This is a genomic window from Sporomusaceae bacterium ACPt (assembly GCA_041428575.1).
Taxonomy (GTDB): Bacteria; Bacillota; Negativicutes; order Sporomusales; family Sporomusaceae; genus Sporomusa_D; species Sporomusa_D carbonis.
On record CP155570.1, the window covers coordinates 2015052 to 2036675 of the forward strand.

Below are 21624 nucleotides of genomic sequence, written 5' to 3' on the forward strand. Positions count from 1 at the left end.
CTCCACCTGAACTTATATATTTACTATAAATATACTTCTACTAGCTAAAAACTAATTCCTGCTAAAAAAAGCTAAAAGGCGGGTTAACCCGCCTCACGAATTAAGAAAATTATTGTTCGTTAACAGTTTTAGTTGTGTTCAAGACACTATTACGATAGCTGTAGACAAAATACACAACCAACCCGATGGCTGACCAAATTCCGAACCGTACCCAGGTCTCAGCCGGCAGATTGACCATTAAATAACCGCAAGATAATACCGCTAGAGGCGCAACTAAGGGAACAGCAGGACACTTAAACGGACGATGGATATCAGGACGAGTATACCGGAGAACATACACCCCAATTGCAGCGACGACAAATGCAAACAGCGTACCGATATTTGTTAACTCGGCAATAATGCCAATGGGTGTGAAGCCGGCAATAAGAGCAACTACGACACCGGCAACAATGGTAATGACATGAGGAGTGCCATATTTCGGGTGTACCTTGCAAATACTGGCCGGAATAAGGCCGTCACGGGACATAGCAAAAAATACACGGGTTTGGCCGTACATGAGTACTAGTAATACGGTAGTGATCCCGGCAATAGCGCCAGTGCCTACCAGCGCTGAACCAAAATTATAACCGATTGCTCTGAGGGCGTAGGCAACAGGTTCTGCGTTGTTAAGCTCTTGGTAAGGAACTACCCCTGTTAAAACACCGGCGACAACAATATAAAGCATAGTACATGCCACTAATGATCCAATAATGCCAACAGGCAAATCACGGTTAGGATTACGACACTCTTCAGCAGCGGTCGCCACAGCGTCAAAGCCGATATAGGCAAAGAAAATAATAGCCGCGCCTGCTGCTACACCGGAGAAACCATACGGCATAAGCGGTGACCAGTTAGCAGGATTAACCTTGGGACCTGCCAAAGCAAGAAAAATGAATACTGCCGCCAGTTTTACAACTACAAGTATTTTATTAAGAGTAACGCTTTCCTTAGTACCACGCACTAACAAAACACTTAAAAACAACGCGATAAGCATGGCCGGAAGATTAACAATACCCCCTTCAGCAGGTACTGCGGTAAAAGCCTTGGGCAGTTCTATGCCACCAGCCTTAAGGAGACCAACCACATAGCCTGACCAACCGGCAGCAACAGCGCTCGAACCCACTGAGTACTCAAGAACAAGGTTCCAGCCGACAATCCAGGCAATGATTTCGCCCAGTGCAGCATACGTATATGTGTAAGCGCTGCCGGCAATTGGCACAATTGCCGCAAGTTCGGCGTAAGCCAGGGCAGCAAAAGCACAGGCCAAACCGGAAAGAATAAATGATAGCATAATACCAGGACCAGCATACTTAGCGGCAGCTACTCCGGTTAAAACAAAGATTCCGGTGCCGATAATACAGCCAATCCCCAAAAGTACTAAATCCACTGCCCCGAGACTCTTCTTCAGCCTTTTTTGTTCTGCGCCTTCTTTAAGCATGTTAATACTTTTTGTGCGAAAAATCTTCATGTTATCACCTCAATTTATTATTTCCGACGGAGAAAAAAATAGACCTGTCCACAAGGGGCAGATCTATTTCCAGCAAACATCCAATATATACAGACATTTACACCCTACGTCCATCCCAGTTAACAGTTTAACATAAAAACAGACATAGGTAAAGCACCTTTTGTATTTGTATAAAAGACAATCACCACTATTCCCGAAGCTTTGCCGAAAACGCTTTTTCTAAATAAGTAATAATATTTTTATAGTGTTCATCAATTTCAACATCTGTTAAAGTCCGGTCACTTGCTCGAAAAACAAGTGAAAAAGCCAGACTGCGCGATCCTGTTGGCACTTGTTGACCTGTATATACATCAAATAACTGGACATCTTCCAGCAATGGGCCGGCACTGGTGACAATGGCCTGCATTACATCGCCGGCTGGAATATTATCAGATAGAACAACTGCCAGATCACGGGCAATTGCCGGGAATTTAGGCAAAACTTGATAGGCCGGTTTAATAGCTGCATATTTAACTAAATGCTGTAGATTGAGCTCAAACAAATAAACTTTACGGTTTATCTCATAGGCGTCAAGAACCTGGGGATGTACTTCGCCGACAGTTCCCAGCAAATTGCCATCTTTTTTTATTACCGCTGTTTTACCGGGATGTAATGACGTATTTACACCTGGTTCAACAGTATATCCGGTAATTCCGATTCCTTCCAAAATAGCTTCGATACTACCTTTGGCATCATAGAAATCGACCATATCCCGCATCTGATTCCAAGCCGGAGCATGACGCTTGCCAACAATGGCTCCACACAGCATCAGCGGTTCTTGCGGCAAGTCCTCAAGCGGCAGCTTTTCCGGCAAATACACTGCACCAATCTCATATATTCTAATATCTTCATTTTTACGGGAAAGATTGCGGACGATTGTGTCCATTATGCCGCCAAGCAAAGTAGTGCGCAAGACCGGGAAATCATCAGTAATGGGGTTTAACACCTCGATAGTACGGCGCAAGGCGCTGTCAGCTGCAATGTTTAGTTTATCCAGCACATCAGGATGCGAAAAACTAAAAGAAATAACTTCAGAAAAACCACAGCCTGTAAGTATTAATTTGATCTTATCAATAATTGTTTGCGTATAACTTTGCTTACCTTGACTCATGTTGCCGGTAGGTGTAGTTGACGGCACGTTATCATAACCATATATTCTGGCGATTTCTTCACTAATATCGGCTGGCAACGTAACATCGCCGCGCCAGGTAGGCACCGTAACCGTAATTTTGTCTGCTGATGAATCAACGTCAAACTCCAGACGTTTAAGGATTTCCGTCATGGTACTAACCGGAATATCTGTACCCAAGTAGCTGTTTATCTGGCCGGGAGTAAAGCTAACCTGCTTAGGCAGCTGAACATCTGGATAAACGTCAACAATACCGGGGCATACCTGGCAGGCTCCCATATCTTCAAGCAGCTTAGCCGCTCTGTCAAGTGCCCTGATAACATTAGCTGTGTCCACACCGCGTTCAAACCGGCCGGATGCCTCCGAACGGAGCCCAAGTGCGCGGGAAGTACGGCGGATACTTGCGCCTCTAAAGGCAGCTGCCTCCAGCAAAACATTTTGCGTATTAGCAGTTACTTCAGTAGCCAGTCCTCCCATGACGCCGGCAATGCCGACGGCTTGCACGGCATCGGCAATGACCAGCATATCAGGTTCAAGTTCCCGTTTTACTCCGTCCAGCGTAGTCAGCTTTTCCCCTGGATTTGCTTTACGGACAACCAGACTGTGACGGGCGAGCAAATTATAATCATAAGCATGCATTGGTTGACCCAATTCCAGCATAACAAAATTGGTAACATCAACGATATTATTAATTGGCCGCATCCCGGCGGCTTGGATACGATGCTGCATCCAGGCAGGTGATGGCCCAACTTTAATGTCTTTTAAAATCCTTGCTGCGAACCGCGAGCAAAGGCTTGGTTCAGTAATCTGGATATTGGCAAGACTGGCGGCTTTTTCCGTACCAGCCTCTTTCAAATTGAGCATAGGTTTCTTTAAGGTAGCGCCGGTAAGCACGGCAATTTCACGCGCAATACCAAGAATGCTGAAACAGTCAGCCCTGTTGGCGGTAAGCTCAAACTCAAGGACAACATCATCCAGTCCAAGCGCAGTACGAATATCTACCCCAATTGGAGTATCACTTGCCAAAATATAAATACCGTTTCTCGCCTCTGGTGGCACAAGCTTACTATCGATGGCAAGCTCCTCAGTTGAGCACAACATCCCATTTGACATCATTCCCCTGAGCTTTGTCGGCTGGATACTCATTCCGTTTGGCAGCTTGGCACCAACAGTAGCTACCGGTACAATGTTACCTTGGCGGACATTTGTCGCTCCGGTAATTATGGTTAATACTTCAGTTCCGATATCAATCTTACATACCGATAATTTGTCGGCATCAGGATGCGGTCCGATTTCTACCACCTTACCTGTTACCACACCCGATATATTTTGTCCCAAGTATTCCACCGAAGCCACCGGAATACCCGCCATAGTCAGCATATCGGCAAGTTTTTCCGGTGTTGTTTCTATGTCAACATAATCTTTAAGCCATTTAATTGACGCTCTCATAACCTTCCCCCTTTACCAGCTTTAAAATTGACGTAAAAAACGTATATCATTATCAAAAAACAGTCTGAGGTCATCAATACCATAAGTCAGCATGGCAATCCGCTCTACACCCATGCCAAAAGCAAAACCGCTCACTTTGGTTGGATCAAAATTGCTCATTTCAAGCACACGCGGGTGAACCATACCCGACCCTAAAATCTCCAACCAGCCTGTTCCTGAACATACCCGGCAGCCTTGCCCTTCACACATTACACAGGAAATATCAACCTCAGCGCTCGGTTCGGTAAACGGGAAAAAACTTGGGCGGAACCTTACCTTAACCTTATTGCCGAATATTTCTTTTGAAAATAACTCGAGTGTGCCTTTTAAGTCGGCAAAACTGATCCCTTTATCAACAACCAGTCCCTCGACTTGCTGGAACATGGGTGAATGAGTGGCATCATAGTCCCGACGATAGACTTTTCCCGGGGCTATAATGCGAATCGGCTGGTTAGGGACAACTGACTGCATTGTACGCACTTGCACCGGAGAAGTGTGGGTTCTAAGCAAAAATTCCTTGGTAATATAGAACGAGTCCTGCATGTCCCGGGCTGGATGGTCCTGGGGCAAATTCAGGGCTTCAAAGTTATAATAGTCTTTTTCTACTTCCGGACCCTCCGCTATTTCAAACCCCATGCGCATAAAGGTATCTTTGATCCGGTTAAGCGTTAACGTCAGCGGATGCAAATGCCCACGCAACTCCCGCCTCCCTGGCAAAGTAACGTCAATTGTTTCCGATGCCAATTTACGGGCAAGCTCAGTCTGTTTCATGCCTGCTAGCTTATCGGCAATAATCTGTTCAAGTTCGTTTCTGATATCGTTAACAATTTGCCCCACCCGCGGACGCTCTTCCGGGCTTAAAGCGCCGAGTCCGCGCAACACCCCGGTCAATACTCCTTTTTTCCCTAAATACTTAACTTTTAGTTCATTAAGCGCTTCTTTACTGGCAGCCTCTGCCAGTTCTTTAAGAGCTGTTTCCCTTATTGAATTAAGTTGCTGTTCCATACATGCCTCCTAAGTATAAAATAAAAAAGACTTTCAGCCCCAAGGGGCGAAAGTCTTAACTTCGCGGTACCACCCTAATTATACTCATTTTCCTATAACGCGGAAAAAACGTCCAGCCTACACAAGGATACCCCTTCAGCCCGGATACTCAGAAGTGAACTTCTGCCAGCTGTTTCAGTGCCGCTCTCAATCTTTGGCAGCATCCTCCCTGTAGAAACTCGGCTAACATACTCTCTTCGTCATCGCACTACGAAAACAAACGCTATTCAATTATTGCATCATGAGTCGTTTATACCACAAATACGCAGCAATGGAACCGGTAGCTTCAAACATTCTCCAGAAGAATTCGGCGGTCAACATCCTAAGACCACACCCTCTCTGCCCGTACTGGCAATTTCCGTCATTGCTAAGCGTATTATATCACAGCATCCGGCAAATTACAAGGTTACTCGTTGCCTTACCGCTTCATACAATACTATCCCTGCCGCCACAGCCACATTGAGTGATTCTGCCTGGCCAATAAGCGGTATATTTAATCGCACCTCAGCCGCTTCCATAAGCTCACGGCTTACGCCTTGCCCTTCATTACCCAAGACAATGGCCACAGGTTTTTTTAAATCAGCCTGATAGTATACAGCCGAATTTTGCAGACAAGTTGCCAAAATACTGATGCCCGCCTTCGCTAGCACGGCTACCAACTCTTCAGAAGTCAACCCTTCAGCTACCGGAAGGTGGAATAGCGAACCCATGGTCGCCCGCACGGTTTTTCCGGCATAAATATCAGCCGATCCTTTGAGGGCAACAACTCCAGTACATCCGACAGCATCAGCAGTCCGGATAATTGTCCCTGCATTACCGGGATCCTGAATGCCGTCCAATACGACAATTAACGGTGGCTTACCCTCTTTAGCTACCATTTGCTCAATAGAAACCTTTCGTTTCTTTAGCACAGCCATAAGCCCTTGCGGTTGTTCCGTATCGGAGAGCCGGTGATAAATATCTTCAGGAACTACTACCATCCGGCAGTTTGCGGCTATAAGCCTGTCAATCACGGCCTGTGCCCGTTTGTGGGCTGCAGCCGCCTCGGTATAAATACATACATCCACCGGCCACCGGGCAGCAGCGCACTCTTCCACTAAACGCACACCTTCAGCTACGAACATTCCCAGATTATCCCGGTATTTTTTATGCTTAAGTGAGGCAATTTCTTTAATCAACTTATTTGCCGGGCTGGAAATGAATTCAGTCATTCCATTTCCTCCAACTTTTGGATGCCTTTCGTTTGCCCAACGCAAATTAGAATATCTCCGGTCTTAATTTTTTCATCCGGCAGGGGCGGTACAATAACTTCTTCGCCCCGTTTAATCGCAACCACATTCACTTCATACTTTACGCGCAAATTGGCTTCAGCCAAGCTTTGACCTACCAACGATTTAGGAGCTGTTACTTCAACAATACTCAAATCCGGTGATAGTTCAATATATTCTAATACATTGGTTGAAACTAGATTATGCGCAACTCTAAGCCCCATATCCCGTTCAGGGTAGACGATACGGTCAGCGCCAATTTTGGATAGCATTTTGCCATGCAGTTCATTACGAGCTTTAGCGACAATGTATTTTACACCCAAATCTTTTAGCAGCAGCGTTGTCAAGGTATTAGCCTGAATATCTTCACCGATAGCAACGACGACAACGTCAAAATTGCGAATACCTAGAGCCTTCAACGAATTTTCATCGGTGGTATCGGCCTGGACAACATGGGTAACCTCATCACTAAATTTCTGTACCCGTTCTTCATCTGAATCGATAGCAAGCACTTCGTAACCTAGTTTATATAAAGCGGTTGCCACGCTGGTACCAAAACGACCTAATCCAATGACTGCAAATTGTTTGTTATTTTTCATAATTCTCTCCTCTTAGCCTATAATAAGTTTACCTTCGGGGTATTGTATAGTTCCTTTACGAGTTTTTAACGCCAATGCCAACGCCAGCGTCATCGGGCCGACACGCCCGGCAAACATGGTTAAAATAATCCACAATTTACCAGTAGTGGTAAGCGTCGGAGTAATACCAGTTGATAATCCAACCGTTCCAAATGCCGAGGTTACCTCAAAAAAGATCTTAATAAATGGTTGCTTCTCAGTAATACTCAACATCATAGTTACAAAAATGACTAGTATCCCCGAAATGAGCATTACCGAAAACGCCTTATAAATAATTGACTGCGGAATTCTTCGCTTAAACATCTCAGCATCATTTTTGCCGCTGATAAGCGCCCAAATAGCAGCTGCTAACACGCCGGCCGTTGAAGTTTTAATGCCGCCCCCGGTAGAAGTCGGCGATGCGCCAATAAACATCAACAACATTATAAAAAACAGTGTAGCATCGGAAAACTTACTAATATCAAGTGTATTGTATCCAGCAGTGCGTGGTGTTATCGATTGGAAATAACTCCCAAGTATTTTTCCTTGCCAGGATAAATTAGCCAAAGTATCAGGATTATCATATTCAAGTAAAAAAATTACTATTGTGGCAAAAATAATAAGCACCAGCGTGGTCACCAACACGACCTTGGTATGCAGTGAAAGTTTGCTAAACCTTTTGTTGGTCCCTATATCGGCAATTACCGTAAAACCAATACCGCCTAAAATAATAAGCGCTGAAATAACCAAGTTTACGACAATATCCTCTACATAACCAGTAATGCTCGAAAACTCGCCGGTTACACTGCCGAATAAGTCAAAGCCCGCATTACAAAAGGCCGAAATGGCATGCCAATAGCCAAAATAAATTCCCTTAAATCCCAAATCCTGGTACCAGCGGACAGCCAGAATTGTTCCGCCAATAAACTCGATAAAAAGAGTTACCTTAATAATATACTGTGTTAAACGTACAATACCTGACACAGTAAGCTGATTTAACGCTTCCTGCATAATGAGCCTTTCTCTTAAGTTAATTCTTTTACCGATAAGTATTGCCATCAAGGTAGCCATAGCCATTATACCCAGTCCGCCAGCCTGAATAAGAACAATTATGACAAGCTGCCCAAATAGCGAGAAGTATGTGCCCGTATCTACTACCACCAAGCCAGTTACGCATACGGCCGAAGTAGCAGTAAATAAAGCATCAACAAAACTTAAGCCTTGGCCTGTTGCTGATGCCCAAGGCGTCATTAACAAAAATGCTCCTCCCAATATCAACCCGGCAAAGCCTAACGCCAGTATCTGATATGGCGTGAGCCTCCATTGGGCAATATCCAGCAAATTGGCAATTTTTCTTCCCAATTTATTCCACTCCCGAATTCAAGTATATTTCAAAATTATACCCAATTTGCGAAAACTAAACAAGATTTTGGACAAACTATTTTTACAGGGGGTGATGAATTGAATTGTCCAGATTATGGAGCTACCATGCAGCATATATTTAACGAAAATGTAACAAATACACCCGAGGTCAAATATCAACGTCCTGTAACCTCAGGAGAAATTCAGGATAAGCTGCGAAACGAATTGGCCGAATACGGGGAAAACAATCCGGAACCGCCGCTTATGAAAGAATCATAGTTTTGTACTTATAAGCAATATATACTTTTTTCACCTTATCAACTCCCAATAAAATCCGGTTAGTTGCAACATTATAATGATATTACAGGGGGGAGTTTATGCAAGAAAAGGAGCAGACAATCATATCGTATTTTCCTTCAAGCACTAAGGCCCAAACTGCTGTGGACATGCTAGCTGCAAACGGGCTAACTGACAGTCACATTAAGCGAACCAGTCGGTACGGAGTAACTTTTGATACGGAGCGTAACAATGCTACTGCTAATCTGGCCGAAACTCAAACCGGACTGACTGTTTTTTCTATGAACACTCCAAACGAAGAAAATGCCGCAGAGCGAGTCCTTATGGCAGCCGACCCTTCAGTCAGCGGTTTAAGCTCGAGGGGCAACGGTATGGCTGGCGGACACGCTTTTTCAGTAGTCGTCTTTGTGCCTCAGTCCCGGGTCGAAGAAGCAATCAAAATAATCAAACAAAACGATGGCGAGGTCTGATAGCGAATAAATAGTTAAACCCCGGCTAAGCACAGCTGGGGTTTTAACTACATTTCCTTTGCTTTTTATCCCGAATGCTCGAAAGCAGGCGACTAAAACCAGGCAAACTACTCTTGCTTTCTTTCTAAGGTGCTCGCAATCCGTTGCAGTGCTTTATTTATACCGGTCAACTGCATCAGTGCATAGATAACTACAACACCATATAAAATCATGAATATCATCCCGAATGGGAAAAAACCGCCGTAACCATAACTCATCAACGCCTATCATCACCTTGTAATTAAAGGCTTTCTTTATTTCAATCATTCGACGAACCAATTGCCAATCAAAAGAGCTGCAATTTCACGCAACGCATTTTCAAGGCGTTCTTTTTCACGCTTTTGCCGTTCACGCTATTCCCGTTCGCTTTCATGTGGGCACCTCCATTTCTCTTCATGCCGTTCATTTTCTTGTCGCAGTCGTTCGTCATGACGCGGCCGATCATTGTCGCGGTCATGATCAGCTTCTAACTGGACTATTCGCTGCGAACCATCATTACTGTAATGGTGGTGGTATGCTGACGGAGTTATTGCCGACTGATCAAACTGTTGGAAGTTGCTTTGATTTAATATTTTTGGCAATGTGATATATTTAACACTATAGAAATTGCAGGATTATATTTATGGGATGAAGAAAACAAAAAAGAAAGACGTAATTTCGAAAACTGCAAGAAAGATAAATATATGACATGAAAGCATGTGCTTCTGCTTGACCTTGCTCTTTCTGGGAGTAATGCATCTTGTCGCAGTTTTATTTTAGTAGAAGGAGTGTCTTATTTCATGAAAAGCTTTTCAAAACTTACCCAAGGATTGCTAGGTCAACCAATGTTGGAGATCTTATCTACTGTTTGTGCTATGGAAGCTGCCGGTAAAAAGGTTTATCGGTTTGAAATTGGTGACTCGTATTTTGATGCTTATCCTCACGTTATTGCTGCCACCAAGGAAGCCTTGGATAACGGTCATACAAAATATGTCGATTCCCTTGGTATCCCAGCGTTAAGAGAGGCTATTTGCGACTACACCGAGCGGAAGCTGGGTTTTCGACCCGATATATCTCAGGTAGCGATTATGCCAGCAAATAGTGTTATTGATTTTGTTATGCGCTGTGTTGTTGACCCTGGTGATGAAGTCATTTTTTCAGATCCCGGTTTTGCAGCATATATAGCTGTCGCCAGTTATCTGGGAATAAAAATGGTTAAGGTTCCGGTGTGGGAAAAAAATGACTTTCGACTTAATCCCGATGACTTATTGCCCCGTATTACCGCTAAAACCAGACTGATTATTATCACGTCGCCACAAAATCCCACTGGCAGTGTAATGACTGAAGATGAAATGCTGCGAGTGGCCGAAATCGCCAAAGAGAAGGATGTTTATCTTTTAAGCGATGAAATTTATTCTGAGAATATTTATGATTGCCGCCACTACTCTCCCGCGGTGGTAGATAAATGCCGGGAAAGAACGATTATTCTGAACGGTTTTTCAAAGGGGCACTCTATGTCCGGTTGGCGGTTAGGATACGCCATCGGTCCTACTGAACTGATTGCTAAAATGGGCCAAATGTTTGAGACCGTCTACACTTGTGTACCGCCATTTATTCAATATGCCGGTATTAGCGCTCTGAATACTCCGCAAGAGCTAGTGCAGCAACGCATAAGCCAGTATAAAAAATTACGTGATCTTATGGTAGCGAGGCTGAACGATATTCCCGGTATCACTTGCGCTACGCCAAAAGGGGCCATCTACGTTTTCCCCAATATTACCGGCACTGGGCTTACTAGTAAAGAGTTTGCCAAATTTGTGCTGGAAAAGGCAGGCGTAGCTGTTGTACCCGGCTCGTGTTTTGGAGAAGGCGGCGAAGGTTATGTTCGCTTGTGTTACGCGCGCAGTGAAGAGACAATTGAAGAGGCTTGCGCAGCGATGAAACTCGCATTAATCCGGCAGCGAAAAGTAAAAAAGCCCTCGGTTTCCCGAGGGATAATAACTATATAATATAATCTCCGCAACCTTCTCAATATCCGTTGCCGATGATGTCAATTGCTGCATTGAGGCTGATATCTCCTAAGTTGCAGCGGGTGCAGCCAGCCGTAGCTGCGAACAATAAAACCAGAGCAAGTGGACACCATGACCGGTGCACGCCAGCCCTGGTTTTTAACTCCCGCATTCCCAGCGACCCCATCTACAAATACTAGGTAAATAAATAGTGGGGGGATTAGCATGGGATTCGAATGGTTGTTTGATGGGTATCCAATCGGATCTTTTATAAGAGAACCCAATATCCCAAACTGCAATTTATTACCTGAAGGTATTTTTTTGTATCACTAATCATTGGGATTTAGATAGCTTTTGATATACAATCAAAAGACAGCATGTATCTGCGAACCGAATCTTTAACCCCTTTTTTGACTACTGACATTAGATGGACATAATTAGCTGCCTGATTCTTTGCAATTTCAGCTTTTAATGTTTCGCCAGCAGCCATCGACATATCAGTAGCAATATTAATCTTGGTTATCCCTGACCGGATCGAACTCTGATAATCTTCTTTAGTAAGTTTCGAACCACCATGCATAACCAGAGGTACATTCACCGTGTTGTTAAGTTCAGCGAGACGTGAAAAGTTAAGCTTAGGCCCACCGCGATATGTCCCGTGATTAGTCCCTACAGCAACCGCCAATGCGTCTACTTTAGTTTTTTCCACAAAATTAGTTGCAATCTCGGGTTTTACCAAGTTTTCCTCATTAATATCCTTTATACTCTCGTAACAACCAACATAGCCCAATTCACCCTCGACTGAAACACCGAGAGAATGGGCTATGCGGGTAATTTCCTTGGTCCGTTTTAAGTTGTCCTCAAAAGGTAGTGCCGAGCCATCAAACATAACTGAAGTAAATCCCCAGCGAATTGCTTTCATCACCCCTTCGTAGGTATAACCGTGATCAAGATGGAGGGCAACAGGAACAGAAGCTTTTTGCGCAGACCTAATCATTGCCGCACTTAAGGTATCAACATCGACAAACTTGAATAAACGTTCAGGAATACCAAGTACCAGGGGAGTTTTTAGTTCTTCCGCCACCTCAACAACAGCGCCTAAAGTCTCGAAATTAAATACGTTAAAGCCGCCTACTGCATACTTTCTTTTTTTTGCATCCTGGAGTAATTCTTTCATTGTTACTAGGGCCAAAGTTAACTCCTCCTTTTGATTATATTAAACTAATAATTCAGTAAATTTATAATACGTTTTATTCGCCATTACCCTAAAAAAACCTGCTCATTATAATAAAATTTTAAAAAATCAATTTTTTCAATACAATTATTTCTGGATTTGATTACTAGATAGTATCCAATAAAGATTTACAGGCGTGTTGTTAGTATAAGCGTAAGTCAAGCGCCAGCGGTGGAGCGTTACTAACAACACGCCTAGAAAAAATCTTTATTGGATTTCATATAGTAATACCAATATTTATAAATATTATGCATCAAGTTTTATAAAAATTCTTAGCTTGCCAATATAAAAAAACCCCGGAGCAATTCCGGGAGTTTTTTTATATGAAACTATGACAGTTGTTCTTTGGCGGTACTTACCAATTTGCCAAATGCCGGCATATCATTAACGGCCATATCTGCTAACATTTTGCGGTTGATTTCTACGCCAGCTTTTTTCAGTCCGTTAATAAGTTGACTGTAAGAAATACCGTTAATGCGGGCTGCGGCATTAATTCGGGTAATCCATAATTTACGGAAATCGCCTTTTTTAGCTCGACGGTCACGACGGGCATAGTACAATGCTTTCATAACTGTTTCGTTGGCTTTTTTGAACAGCTTGCTCTTAGAACCGCGATAACCTTTGGCTAATTTAAGAATTTTTTTATGACGTCTATGTGCAGTAACGCCTTTTTTAACTCTTGGCATATAGCATACCTCCTGGTTTACTTATATTTATTTACTATTAGGCGTAAGGAAGCATTTTCAATACGCGTTCATGATCAGATTTGCTAACCAAAGCTGCTTTACGCAGGTTACGCTTACGGGATGGAGATTTTTTCTCAAGAATGTGGCTTTTAAATGCTTTGGCACGTTTAAACTCACCGCTGCCGGTTACTCTGAAACGTTTAGCGGCACTTCTGCGGGTTTTAATTTTTGGCATGTGGATATCCCCTTTCTATTTATGTACTAGATTGCGTAGCGTTAGGTTTTGGCGCCAGAATCATAATCATATTTTTACCTTCGAGCTTGGGATCACGTTCAACAGTAGCCATATCTTTAAGCAGGCTAGCCATTCTTACCAGCACTTGCTTACCAAGTTCCGGGTGGGAAAGCTCCCGTCCCCTGAACATAATAGTTACTTTAACTTTGTCGCCGTCTTCTAAAAAACGCTGAGCATTTTTAAGTTTAACGTTAAAATCATGGTCTTCAATATTAGGCCGGATCTTAACTTCTTTGAGTGTAATAACTTTTTGCTTCTTTTTGACTTCTTTGTCCCGTTTTTGCTGCTCGTACCGGAATTTACCAAAATCCATAATCCGGCATACCGGCGGCTTGGCAGTTGGCGCTACTTCCACCAAATCAAGGTTTTGTTCACCGGCTAAGCGTAATGCATCTCTTAGTGACATAATACCCAGTTGCTCGTTGGTGCTGCTGACTACCCGAACTTCCTTTGCCCGAATCTCTTCGTTAATTTTTAAAGTTTCTTTGCTAATTGCCACTCACCTCCTAATATACTTTGTTAACAAATAAAAAACGGATGGCATAAACCACCCGCATTAATAGCATAAACTAATAATATATGCTGTATTTAACCCTACGAACTGCCCATTAGCGTTGTAAGGTGAGAAGCGGATGGCTTCTACTTGAAGATAATAATTAACTACTTGATAATAATAACACCTTATACTAGTAAAGTCAAGTTATTTTTTTAAATAAATATTATTTTTTGTCGGCGATCTCAGCGATAACAGTAGCAACGAAAGTGTCGACAGGCATAGCACCAATATCGCCTTGGCCACGTTTACGGACGGCAACAGTGCGGGTCTCAGACTCCTTGTCGCCAACTACCAGCATATAAGGCACTTTTTCCATCTGGCCTTCACGAATTTTGTAGCCGATTTTTTCGTTACGGTCGTCAACTTCCACGCGAACGTCTTTTTCACGCATATTCTGAGCAACTTCCCAGGCATAGTCGGCATGGCGTTCGCTAATCGGCAAGATTTTGACCTGTACGGGCGCCAACCACACAGGGAAGGCTCCGGCAAAATGTTCAATTAGAATACCAATAAACCGTTCCAAGCTTCCGTAAGCTACCCGGTGAATCATTACTGGCCGATGTTTGAGACCGTCCTCACCAACATAGGTAAGGTCAAATTTTTCCGGCATCAGCATATCTAGTTGAATAGTACCGCATTGCCACGTACGTCCAATTGAGTCCTTAAGATGGAAGTCAATTTTGGGTCCGTAGAATGCACCATCTCCCGGGTTAATTTTGAAAGGCATCTTAAGTTCTTCTAACGCTTCTTTGAGAGCCGCAGTGGCTGTTTCCCACACTTCATCAGAACCCATGGCTTTTTCAGGTTTAGTGCTAAGTTCTGCGTGATATGACAAGCCAAATACACTATATACGGTATTAAAGAGTTCAATAACCTTCTTAATTTCAGACTTGATTTGCGACGGCAACATGAATATATGAGCGTCATCCTGGGTAAAGCTACGTACCCGCATAAGTCCGTGAAGCGCTCCGGAAATCTCATGACGGTGAACAAGTCCTAACTCGCAAGTACGCAGCGGCAGGTCACGGTAACTGTGATGCTGTGTACGATATACCAAAATACCGCCGGGACAGTTCATCGGCTTAACCGCATAACCTTCATCATCAATATTCGTAAAATACATATTTTGGCGGTAATGGTCCCAGTGCCCGGACTGCTGCCATAACTTCTGATGCAAAATAATCGGGGTCTTGATTTCTTGATAACCGTATTTAACATGCAGCTTGCGCCAGAAAGCTTCAAGCTCATTTCTGATAACCATTCCTTTGGGATGAAAGAACGGGAATCCAGGACCTTCCTCCTGAATGCTGAATAGGTCGAGTTCACGTCCGAGCTTGCGGTGGTCGCGTTTGGCAGCTTCTTCCATCATAGTTATATAAGCGTCCAAATCGGCCTTCTTTTCAAACGAAGTTCCATAAATACGTTGCAGCATCTTCCGTTTTTCGTCTCCGCGCCAATAAGCGCCGGCAATACTTTGCAGTTTAATGGCTTTAACGCGCCCGGTGGAAGGAACATGAGGACCTGCGCATAAATCAATAAACTCACCCTGTTTGTACAGCGATATCTCTACATCCTCGGGCAAGTCCCGGATGAGTTCTTGCTTATAAACTTCTCCCTGCTCACCAAACATCCTAATCGCTTCTTCACGGCTAACAGTAATCCGCTCAAGCGGCAGATTCTCCTTAACAATTTTTTCCATCTCAGTCTGAATTTTCTCCAAATCATCGGGAGTAAAAGTATGAGTGGTATCAAAATCATAGTAAAAACCATTGGCAATCGACGGTCCGATACCTAGTTTGACATCACCGTACAGCCGTTTGACAGCTTGAGCTAAAATATGGGAAGATGTATGGCGCAAGGCATCTTTGCCATCATTATCTTCAAAGGTCAGAAACTCAACTGCGGCATCTTTTTCAAGTTTGGCAGATAAATCTGTCACTTGGCCGTCAACCTTAGCAACCAGTGCGGCTTTAGCCAAATTGCGACTAATAGACTCGGCAGCTTCAGCCAATGTTATTCCTTGTTCAACTTCACGTACTGCTCCGTCTTTTAATGTCATTTTAATTTTGCTCATTTTCGGCAGCCTCCTTATAAAATGAAAAACTCTCATCCCCATAGGGACGAGAGTCTATACCCGTGATTCCACCCTGCTTGACTATAATAGCCATCTCACACTTTGATAACGGGAAAGTCCCCGGCCAAGCTTACTTTTGGGTTCAGCATGGCAGTTTCGAGGCGGTAACAATGTTTTGGTTTGCGTAAAGATGCTTGCAGCCGGTGGCACCTTTTCTCTGGGACGCCTCTCAAAAATTATCTTGTCCTCAGCATTACTGTTGAAATTTGCAGTTTAATTACAAAATATTATATAAAATTTTGTAATTATTGTCAAGATTATAGTTCGGTGTGATTAGATTTGCCGGTATAATCAGCCTTACACATTTCACATCCATCACATAATACTACCCGGCCATCAAAAACACTTCTGATAGTATCCAAGGCTTCCTGATCTCTAACCCGATTGGTGCTGTGCAGCATGATGTTATGCGGGGCAATGGTTATCAGTGCACTTATTAATATATCCTCGTAATTAAGATTACTCAAGTCCTGGGCATTGTAGCCTTGCAATGCAGCATTTTCCAAATACTGATTATTTATTATTTTCCCCTGCGAGTCGTAAATTTGAAACATGCCACCACCATTAATAACAACATGAGCCTCTTCCATCCTCGGTTCCTGAACATCAACGAAATAGCGCAACACCCGGATAAATTCCTTATATTCAAGTTCCATCATAAAATCATCGACAACCTTGTCGATTACCTGCGACAACTGCAATCGATAATCTTTTAGACGAAAGTTCACGAAGCCGTCAAGCACTAACTCGTGGTGATTATTAAGATAGTCAAGAATTCGTGACAGAATCAAATTATAGCGGGTAGCAGGGCTGGCAGTAAGCGCCTGCAGTGCATTTGACTCAACAGTAGCGCGTTCATCGTGGCTAAAGTAAAAATAGTTACTAGCAACAATTTTATTTATTAGTTTGTGTTCTTCATTGCTGATAATCCAATCGGCAAGTATTTGGGACACACTATTTCTAAGCAAGTTCTTTAGCTGTTCGTATTTGCGAAAAGATAGTTCGCCATCGCTAATATTTAAACCGAGAAATGTGTATCCGCCTTTATTCAACTCATCTATAACTACGCGGAAGCCTTCTTGGGTTAGCGTTTTACAGTCGCGTTCCAACTTTTCCCTGATTTGCTCGGTTGTTCCGCTCAGGCCGATTGAAAGTAACTTCACCACCCTCACTCCCTTCTCATATAGTATATGTTCCAGGGCTTGATTGCATACAATGAGAGGGTAGTGTTTTTATCTAGTTACTGCTGTCTATTTGTTTGTTAATGGACGCAATCCACTCGTCACGCTCTTTTACAACAATTTTTATTGACTTATCCTTAATAGTGGTAATCCTAAGCACGTTAGGAATAAAGAAAAACGTCTTTTCCGGTTTCAATTCTCTAATATGAGTAAGCGGCACCTCATCCATATACTTGTTGGTGATACTTAGCGCATAGCCGACAAAAACCAGACGATAATCAGTTAAATACAGCGCTCCGTTTAAAACATCGCCGTCACAGCTATAGCTGGCCAACCCTTTTTTGATGATAGTCTCATTTGGTTCTAACGGAAAACTATACATAGCCGGTTTACTCCTTACACTAACCGTGCATCATGAGGCACGACCAAAAATTCAATATCCGGGTTACGCTCCATCACCCATCTAAGCTGCCATTCATTGCTAATTAAAGCTACTGGTCTATCCTTTATATCTTGTACAAAAAGTCCGTTGTCCATGTTTTTTATAGATTTTACATCAATATTGTCACCTTTAAGCCACCTGGCTACAGAATATGGCAACCGGTTCATTAAAATATCTACACCATATTCATGTTTTAGGCGGTACTCCAGTACCTCAAATTGCAGCGTGCCAACAACTCCAATAATAAAAGATTCTACCGGGTAATCAGGCTGACGGAATATTTGAACGGCCCCCTCCTGCGTAAGCTGGGTCATTCCCTTAACAAATTGCTTGCGCTTCATGGTGTCTTTGGCTTGCACACGCGCAAATTGTTCAGGCGGAAACACGGGAAAGTCTTGAAATTTAAAACTAGACCCTTCTTGGCAGAGAGTATCGCCGATGCCGAAAATTCCTGGATCGAATAAACCTACAATGTCGCCAGGATAAGCTTCCTCAATGATCGTCCGTTCCTGGGCCAAAAACTGTTGTGGTTGAGCCAATTTAACCAATTTGCCGGACTGTGCATGGTATACTGTCATACCCCGTTCAAATTTTCCTGAACATATACGTATAAAAGCCAAACGGTCACGATGGGCCGGATTCATATTAGCCTGAATTTTGAACACAAATGCGGAAAAATTATCCTCATCAGGATTAATTAGACCTTCTGACGATACCCTAGGCATAGGCGGAGGCGCCAGTTCCAAAAAATTCTCAAGAAATAATTTTACACCAAAATTAGTCATAGCACTACCAAAGAACATGGGCGTAAGTTCCCCGCCGGCCACCTTATCAAAGTCGAATTCGTCTCCCGCCATATCCAAGAGTGCGATATCGTCGCATAGTGCCTGATGAACATCATCACCGAGAATTTCTTTAAAGGCCGGGTCATCTACACTGCCCTGTGTTGATGGTAAAATCCATTGCCCGTGCACACCGCCACGTTCAAATAACTCTATTTGAGCGTATTTGCGTATGTAAATTCCACTGTAATTTCCATCTATGCCAATTGGCCAGTTCATGGGATATGCGCGAATCCCCAAAACCTTTTCTATTTCTTCCATAAGTTCAAACGGGTTCCGGCCAAAGCGGTCAAGTTTGTTAATGAAGGTAAATACCGGAATTCCACGCTGCTTACAAACTTGAAACAGCTTTTTAGTTTGGTCTTCAACGCCTTTAGCAACGTCAATAAGCATTACCGCACTATCAGCCGCCATCAGCGTACGGTAGGTGTCTTCACTGAAATCCTGGTGGCCTGGCGTATCCAAAATATTTACACGGTAGCCATCATAGTCAAACTGAAGCACACTAGAAGTTACTGAAATACCACGCTGTTTTTCAATCTCCATCCAGTCAGATACAGCATGTTTTTGCGCTTTTCTGGCTTTTACCGAACCAGCTAGACGGATAGCTCCGCCATAAAGTAGCAGTTTTTCAGTTAAAGTGGTCTTGCCGGCGTCAGGGTGGGAGATAATCGCAAAGGTACGTCGTTTAGCAATTTCGGGAGCAAGATTAAGCATTATTGCCTCCTAAAGTTAAATCTATTATTTTTGCGGATAACTGTCTTGTTACCGGGAATAATTTTACCGAGACTATCATTGGAGGGATACTTATGAGTATACACATGAGCCAGCTGCCGGTCAAAAAAATATATATTGACAGCCGCCCGCTCTCTGAAGACGGCACATATGAGTTTACGGTGGACTGTGATGCGGTATATTTTGGCGCAACCTATGACAATGACGGAAAATTAATGTCAATTGATCAATATTTTTATACTGACCGGTTTTCTCGCGACGATCTTGATGGCGCCATGAGTGATCACCAATTATTAATGTTGATGACCGACGATTTCCCGGTCAAAGCCTATTTGTTAAGTAAGAATATCGGTGGAAAGGATTGGTTAAGATTTCATGCGGTTGTTCCCTGTGCGATAAACCCCGATTACTTTTATAGCAAATTCATCGGCGAGTAGTATGTTCAAATACCGCAAACAATACAACAATTTAATATACACCATTAATTGACAGTAGTCAACGCTACTAACAAATTCAATAATTACCATTGGTTATTAGATAAAAATATGTTGACTTACTATCTGCTGGGTTATATAATTTGTTTTGTGACAAAATGATAACACCGCGGGATGGAGCAGTTGGTAGCTCGTCGGGCTCATAACCCGAAGGCCGCAGGTTCAAGTCCTGCTCCCGCAACCACTGCTGGTGTAGCTCAGTCGGTAGAGCGTATCCTTGGTAAGGATAAGGTCACCGGTTCAATCCCGGTCACTAGCTCCATTTTCACGGCGGCGTAGCTCAGTTGGCTAGAGCATGCGGTTCATACCCGCAGTGTCCGGGGTTCAAATCCCTGCGCCGCCACCAATTACAAAAACCTTGTCGTGAACGACAAGGTTTTTCTATATGTTGCAGTTAGGCTTGCTCGTATCTCGAACATATTACATAACTTATCAAAATAAAAAAACCCACACGACAAAACCCTGTGGGTCAAAATAACAATGTATAATGGTGGGACTAACTGGACTCGAACCAGTGACCCCTACGATGTCAACGTAGTACTCTAACCAACTGAGCTATAGTCCCCTTAACACACATGTAATTATATTACGGTTAACCAAAAAAGTCAAGTGTGAAAATGACAAAATGTGAAAATGACAAAATTAGTACAGAATATTATTGGCAATTACTAAGCGCTGAATTTGGTTGGTACCTTCATAAATCTGCATAATTTTAGCGTCACGCATATATTTTTCGGCCGGATATTCTTTGGAATAACCATACCCGCCCAATACTTGAACAGCGTCAGTGGTAACCTTCATGGCAGTGTCAGCGGCAAAACATTTGGCAATTGCTGATTCCTTGGCATGATCCAGTCCTTGGTCTTTCATCCAGCAAGCCTTGTACACCAAAAGCCGGGCAGCTTCAATTTGCATAGCCATATCAGCTAACATGGCCTGTACCAGTTGAAACGAAGCAATTGGCTTATCGAACTGCACACGTTCTTTGGAATATTTAACAGCAAGTTCAAACGCCGCTTGAGCTAAGCCTACAGATACAGCGCCAACAAACGGCCGGGCAGCATCAAGCGTTTTCATAGCAATTTTAAAGCCTTCGCCTTCACGACCAATTCTGTTAGTTGCAGGAATGCGGACATTTTCCAAAATCAATTCACAAGTATTAGATGCCCGAATCCCCATTTTTTCTTCTTCTTTACCAATTGAGAAGCCAGGCACACCACGTTCAACAATAAAAGCCGTCAGGCCGCGAATACCGGCTGTTTTACGGGTGTTGGCAAAAATTACATAAATATCGGCAATACCACCATTAGTAATAAAGCATTTAGTACCATTAAGGATATAGTCATTACCATCTTTGACAGCAGTAGTGGCAACGGCTCCGGCGTCAGAACCGGCGCCAGGTTCAGTCAGTGCAAATGCAGCTAGTTTACCGTCATTTAAGACATTAAAAAACTTACGTTTTTGCTCATCATTGCCTAATAGTACCACCGGATAAGAAGCTAAAGCATTGGCAGCTGTTGTTGTGGCTATGCCGGCGCATCCTTTTCCCAGTTCTTCATAAATAAGAGCGATCGAAAGCGCGTCAAGACCAGGGCCATCATATTCTTCAGGTACAGTCAGATTAAGTAAACCTGCTTCATCAAGCTTTTTCCACAAGTCTGGCGGGACCACGCCTTCTTTATCCATTTCTAAAGCATGAGGAGTAATTTCTTTGGCGACAAAATCTTTCACCATCTTTTGCAGCGCCAATTGGTCGGGAGTAAAGTTAAAATCCATG

Annotated in this window: 22 protein-coding genes, 4 tRNA genes and 1 other annotated feature; of the genes, 7 read left to right on the forward strand and 19 right to left on the reverse strand. The window is 43.3% G+C overall.

Annotation, left to right across the window (positions count from 1 at the left end; genetic code table 11):
- Positions 1 to 109: 109 nt before the first annotated feature.
- The 6 genes from SCACP_RS10250 to SCACP_RS10275 form a co-directional block, all read right to left on the reverse strand.
- On the reverse strand, positions 110 to 1507 hold the full coding sequence (locus SCACP_RS10250; RefSeq protein WP_425061230.1) for an amino acid permease: 1398 nt from the start codon (positions 1505 to 1507) through the stop codon (positions 110 to 112).
- A 187-nt stretch (positions 1508 to 1694) separates the two neighbouring features.
- Positions 1695 to 4124 carry a phenylalanine--tRNA ligase subunit beta gene (gene pheT / locus SCACP_RS10255; protein ID WP_425061231.1) on the reverse strand — a complete coding sequence of 810 codons (2430 nt, stop codon included), beginning with the start codon at positions 4122 to 4124 and terminating at the stop codon, positions 1695 to 1697.
- Positions 4125 to 4145: 21 nt separating this feature from the next.
- Positions 4146 to 5168, reverse strand: a complete 1023-nt coding sequence (gene pheS / locus SCACP_RS10260; protein ID WP_425061232.1) for a phenylalanine--tRNA ligase subunit alpha — start codon at positions 5166 to 5168, stop codon at positions 4146 to 4148.
- 437 nt (positions 5169 to 5605) lie between these two features.
- A complete protein-coding gene (locus SCACP_RS10265; protein ID WP_425061233.1) occupies positions 5606 to 6418 on the reverse strand; it encodes a TrmH family RNA methyltransferase in 813 nt (270 codons plus the stop codon).
- Positions 6415 to 7074: a potassium channel family protein gene (locus SCACP_RS10270; protein WP_425061234.1), complete on the reverse strand. Its 660-nt coding sequence runs from the start codon at positions 7072 to 7074 to the stop codon at positions 6415 to 6417. The genes SCACP_RS10265 and SCACP_RS10270 overlap by 4 nt, the downstream gene beginning before the upstream one ends.
- Positions 7075 to 7086: 12 nt before the next feature.
- Positions 7087 to 8454, reverse strand: coding sequence for a TrkH family potassium uptake protein (locus SCACP_RS10275; protein ID WP_425061235.1), 1368 nt, complete (start codon positions 8452 to 8454; stop codon positions 7087 to 7089).
- A 99-nt stretch (positions 8455 to 8553) separates the two neighbouring features.
- Here SCACP_RS10275 and SCACP_RS10280 point away from each other — a divergent pair, with 99 nt between their 5' ends.
- Both SCACP_RS10280 and SCACP_RS10285 read left to right on the forward strand, forming a co-directional pair.
- A complete protein-coding gene (locus tag SCACP_RS10280) occupies positions 8554 to 8733 on the forward strand; it encodes a hypothetical protein (protein WP_425061236.1) in 180 nt (59 codons plus the stop codon).
- A gap of 98 nt (positions 8734 to 8831) precedes the next feature.
- The gene (locus SCACP_RS10285) at positions 8832 to 9221 is read left to right on the forward strand and encodes a hypothetical protein (protein WP_425061237.1); all 390 of its coding nucleotides are present in this window, start codon (positions 8832 to 8834) and stop codon (positions 9219 to 9221) included.
- A gap of 107 nt (positions 9222 to 9328) precedes the next feature.
- Here the strand turns inward: SCACP_RS10285 and SCACP_RS10290 are convergent, their stop codons facing one another.
- Both SCACP_RS10290 and SCACP_RS10295 read right to left on the reverse strand, forming a co-directional pair.
- A complete protein-coding gene (locus SCACP_RS10290) occupies positions 9329 to 9478 on the reverse strand; it encodes a hypothetical protein (protein ID WP_425061238.1) in 150 nt (49 codons plus the stop codon).
- 135 nt (positions 9479 to 9613) lie between these two features.
- Complete coding sequence (locus tag SCACP_RS10295; RefSeq protein WP_425061239.1) at positions 9614 to 9841, reverse strand: hypothetical protein; 228 nt, start codon at positions 9839 to 9841, stop codon at positions 9614 to 9616.
- 198 nt (positions 9842 to 10039) lie between these two features.
- On the opposite strand from SCACP_RS10295, the gene SCACP_RS10300 reads away from it, so the two are divergent.
- Positions 10040 to 11248: a pyridoxal phosphate-dependent aminotransferase gene (locus SCACP_RS10300; RefSeq protein WP_425061240.1), complete on the forward strand. Its 1209-nt coding sequence runs from the start codon at positions 10040 to 10042 to the stop codon at positions 11246 to 11248.
- Positions 11249 to 11267: 19 nt separating this feature from the next.
- On the opposite strand, the gene SCACP_RS10305 is transcribed toward SCACP_RS10300, so the two are convergent.
- The 9 genes from SCACP_RS10305 to SCACP_RS10345 all read right to left on the reverse strand — a co-directional run bounded on the left by SCACP_RS10305 (position 11268) and on the right by SCACP_RS10345 (position 19335).
- On the reverse strand, positions 11268 to 11420 hold the full coding sequence (locus tag SCACP_RS10305) for a hypothetical protein (protein ID WP_425061241.1): 153 nt from the start codon (positions 11418 to 11420) through the stop codon (positions 11268 to 11270).
- A 171-nt stretch (positions 11421 to 11591) separates the two neighbouring features.
- Positions 11592 to 12440, reverse strand: coding sequence for a class II fructose-bisphosphate aldolase (locus tag SCACP_RS10310; protein ID WP_425061242.1), 849 nt, complete (start codon positions 12438 to 12440; stop codon positions 11592 to 11594).
- 371 nt (positions 12441 to 12811) lie between these two features.
- Positions 12812 to 13168: a 50S ribosomal protein L20 gene (rplT, locus tag SCACP_RS10315; RefSeq protein WP_425061243.1), complete on the reverse strand. Its 357-nt coding sequence runs from the start codon at positions 13166 to 13168 to the stop codon at positions 12812 to 12814.
- A 37-nt stretch (positions 13169 to 13205) separates the two neighbouring features.
- The gene (gene rpmI / locus SCACP_RS10320; protein ID WP_425061244.1) at positions 13206 to 13403 is read right to left on the reverse strand and encodes a 50S ribosomal protein L35; all 198 of its coding nucleotides are present in this window, start codon (positions 13401 to 13403) and stop codon (positions 13206 to 13208) included.
- Between the two features lie 19 nt (positions 13404 to 13422).
- Positions 13423 to 13962, reverse strand: a complete 540-nt coding sequence (gene infC / locus SCACP_RS10325; protein ID WP_425061245.1) for a translation initiation factor IF-3 — start codon at positions 13960 to 13962, stop codon at positions 13423 to 13425.
- Positions 13963 to 13982: 20 nt separating this feature from the next.
- Positions 13983 to 14114: a sequence feature (ribosomal protein L20 leader region), on the reverse strand.
- Between the two features lie 68 nt (positions 14115 to 14182).
- Positions 14183 to 16093, reverse strand: a complete 1911-nt coding sequence (gene thrS / locus SCACP_RS10330) for a threonine--tRNA ligase (protein WP_425061246.1) — start codon at positions 16091 to 16093, stop codon at positions 14183 to 14185.
- Between the two features lie 317 nt (positions 16094 to 16410).
- Positions 16411 to 17316, reverse strand: coding sequence for a putative sporulation protein YtxC (ytxC, locus tag SCACP_RS10335; protein WP_425061247.1), 906 nt, complete (start codon positions 17314 to 17316; stop codon positions 16411 to 16413).
- A gap of 73 nt (positions 17317 to 17389) precedes the next feature.
- Positions 17390 to 17716: a GRAM domain-containing protein gene (locus SCACP_RS10340; protein WP_425061248.1), complete on the reverse strand. Its 327-nt coding sequence runs from the start codon at positions 17714 to 17716 to the stop codon at positions 17390 to 17392.
- 14 nt (positions 17717 to 17730) lie between these two features.
- Positions 17731 to 19335 (reverse strand): peptide chain release factor 3, encoded by a 1605-nt coding sequence (locus SCACP_RS10345; RefSeq protein WP_425061249.1) that lies wholly within the window; start codon positions 19333 to 19335, stop codon positions 17731 to 17733.
- Positions 19336 to 19427: 92 nt separating this feature from the next.
- On the opposite strand from SCACP_RS10345, the gene SCACP_RS10350 reads away from it, so the two are divergent.
- The 4 genes from SCACP_RS10350 (at position 19428) to SCACP_RS10365 (ending at position 20193) form a co-directional block, all read left to right on the forward strand.
- Positions 19428 to 19790 carry a hypothetical protein gene (locus tag SCACP_RS10350; protein ID WP_425061250.1) on the forward strand — a complete coding sequence of 121 codons (363 nt, stop codon included), beginning with the start codon at positions 19428 to 19430 and terminating at the stop codon, positions 19788 to 19790.
- A 165-nt stretch (positions 19791 to 19955) separates the two neighbouring features.
- Positions 19956 to 20031, forward strand: a tRNA-Met gene (locus SCACP_RS10355).
- A gap of 2 nt (positions 20032 to 20033) precedes the next feature.
- Positions 20034 to 20109: transfer RNA gene (locus SCACP_RS10360), tRNA-Thr, on the forward strand.
- A gap of 7 nt (positions 20110 to 20116) precedes the next feature.
- Positions 20117 to 20193, forward strand: a tRNA-Met gene (locus tag SCACP_RS10365).
- Between the two features lie 142 nt (positions 20194 to 20335).
- Here SCACP_RS10365 and SCACP_RS10370 read toward each other — a convergent pair.
- Together SCACP_RS10370 and SCACP_RS10375 are read right to left on the reverse strand one after the other, a co-directional pair.
- Positions 20336 to 20412 (reverse strand) — tRNA-Val (locus tag SCACP_RS10370).
- Between the two features lie 77 nt (positions 20413 to 20489).
- A complete protein-coding gene (locus SCACP_RS10375) occupies positions 20490 to 21623 on the reverse strand; it encodes an acyl-CoA dehydrogenase family protein (RefSeq protein ID WP_425061251.1) in 1134 nt (377 codons plus the stop codon).
- Position 21624: the final 1 nt, after the last annotated feature.

What these genes read in the sequence shown, in the direction of transcription:
- SCACP_RS10250 (WP_425061230.1), bottom strand. Translation starts at nt 1,507, where the DNA reads ATGAAGATTTTTCGCACAAAAAGTATTAACATGCTTAAAGAAGGCGCA.
- SCACP_RS10300 (WP_425061240.1), top strand. Translation starts at nt 10,040, where the DNA reads ATGAAAAGCTTTTCAAAACTTACCCAAGGATTGCTAGGTCAACCAATG.
- pheT (WP_425061231.1), bottom strand. Translation starts at nt 4,124, where the DNA reads ATGAGAGCGTCAATTAAATGGCTTAAAGATTATGTTGACATAGAAACA.
- SCACP_RS10340 (WP_425061248.1), bottom strand. Translation starts at nt 17,716, where the DNA reads ATGTATAGTTTTCCGTTAGAACCAAATGAGACTATCATCAAAAAAGGG.
- SCACP_RS10345 (WP_425061249.1), bottom strand. Translation starts at nt 19,335, where the DNA reads ATGCTTAATCTTGCTCCCGAAATTGCTAAACGACGTACCTTTGCGATT.
- SCACP_RS10350 (WP_425061250.1), top strand. Translation starts at nt 19,428, where the DNA reads ATGAGTATACACATGAGCCAGCTGCCGGTCAAAAAAATATATATTGAC.
- SCACP_RS10290 (WP_425061238.1), bottom strand. Translation starts at nt 9,478, where the DNA reads ATGAGTTATGGTTACGGCGGTTTTTTCCCATTCGGGATGATATTCATG.
- rpmI (WP_425061244.1), bottom strand. Translation starts at nt 13,403, where the DNA reads ATGCCAAAAATTAAAACCCGCAGAAGTGCCGCTAAACGTTTCAGAGTA.
- SCACP_RS10270 (WP_425061234.1), bottom strand. Translation starts at nt 7,074, where the DNA reads ATGAAAAATAACAAACAATTTGCAGTCATTGGATTAGGTCGTTTTGGT.
- SCACP_RS10285 (WP_425061237.1), top strand. Translation starts at nt 8,832, where the DNA reads ATGCAAGAAAAGGAGCAGACAATCATATCGTATTTTCCTTCAAGCACT.
- thrS (WP_425061246.1), bottom strand. Translation starts at nt 16,093, where the DNA reads ATGAGCAAAATTAAAATGACATTAAAAGACGGAGCAGTACGTGAAGTT.
- rplT (WP_425061243.1), bottom strand. Translation starts at nt 13,168, where the DNA reads ATGCCAAGAGTTAAAAAAGGCGTTACTGCACATAGACGTCATAAAAAA.
- SCACP_RS10375 (WP_425061251.1), bottom strand. Translation starts at nt 21,623, where the DNA reads ATGGATTTTAACTTTACTCCCGACCAATTGGCGCTGCAAAAGATGGTG.
- SCACP_RS10305 (WP_425061241.1), bottom strand. Translation starts at nt 11,420, where the DNA reads ATGCGGGAGTTAAAAACCAGGGCTGGCGTGCACCGGTCATGGTGTCCA.
- SCACP_RS10265 (WP_425061233.1), bottom strand. Translation starts at nt 6,418, where the DNA reads ATGACTGAATTCATTTCCAGCCCGGCAAATAAGTTGATTAAAGAAATT.
- pheS (WP_425061232.1), bottom strand. Translation starts at nt 5,168, where the DNA reads ATGGAACAGCAACTTAATTCAATAAGGGAAACAGCTCTTAAAGAACTG.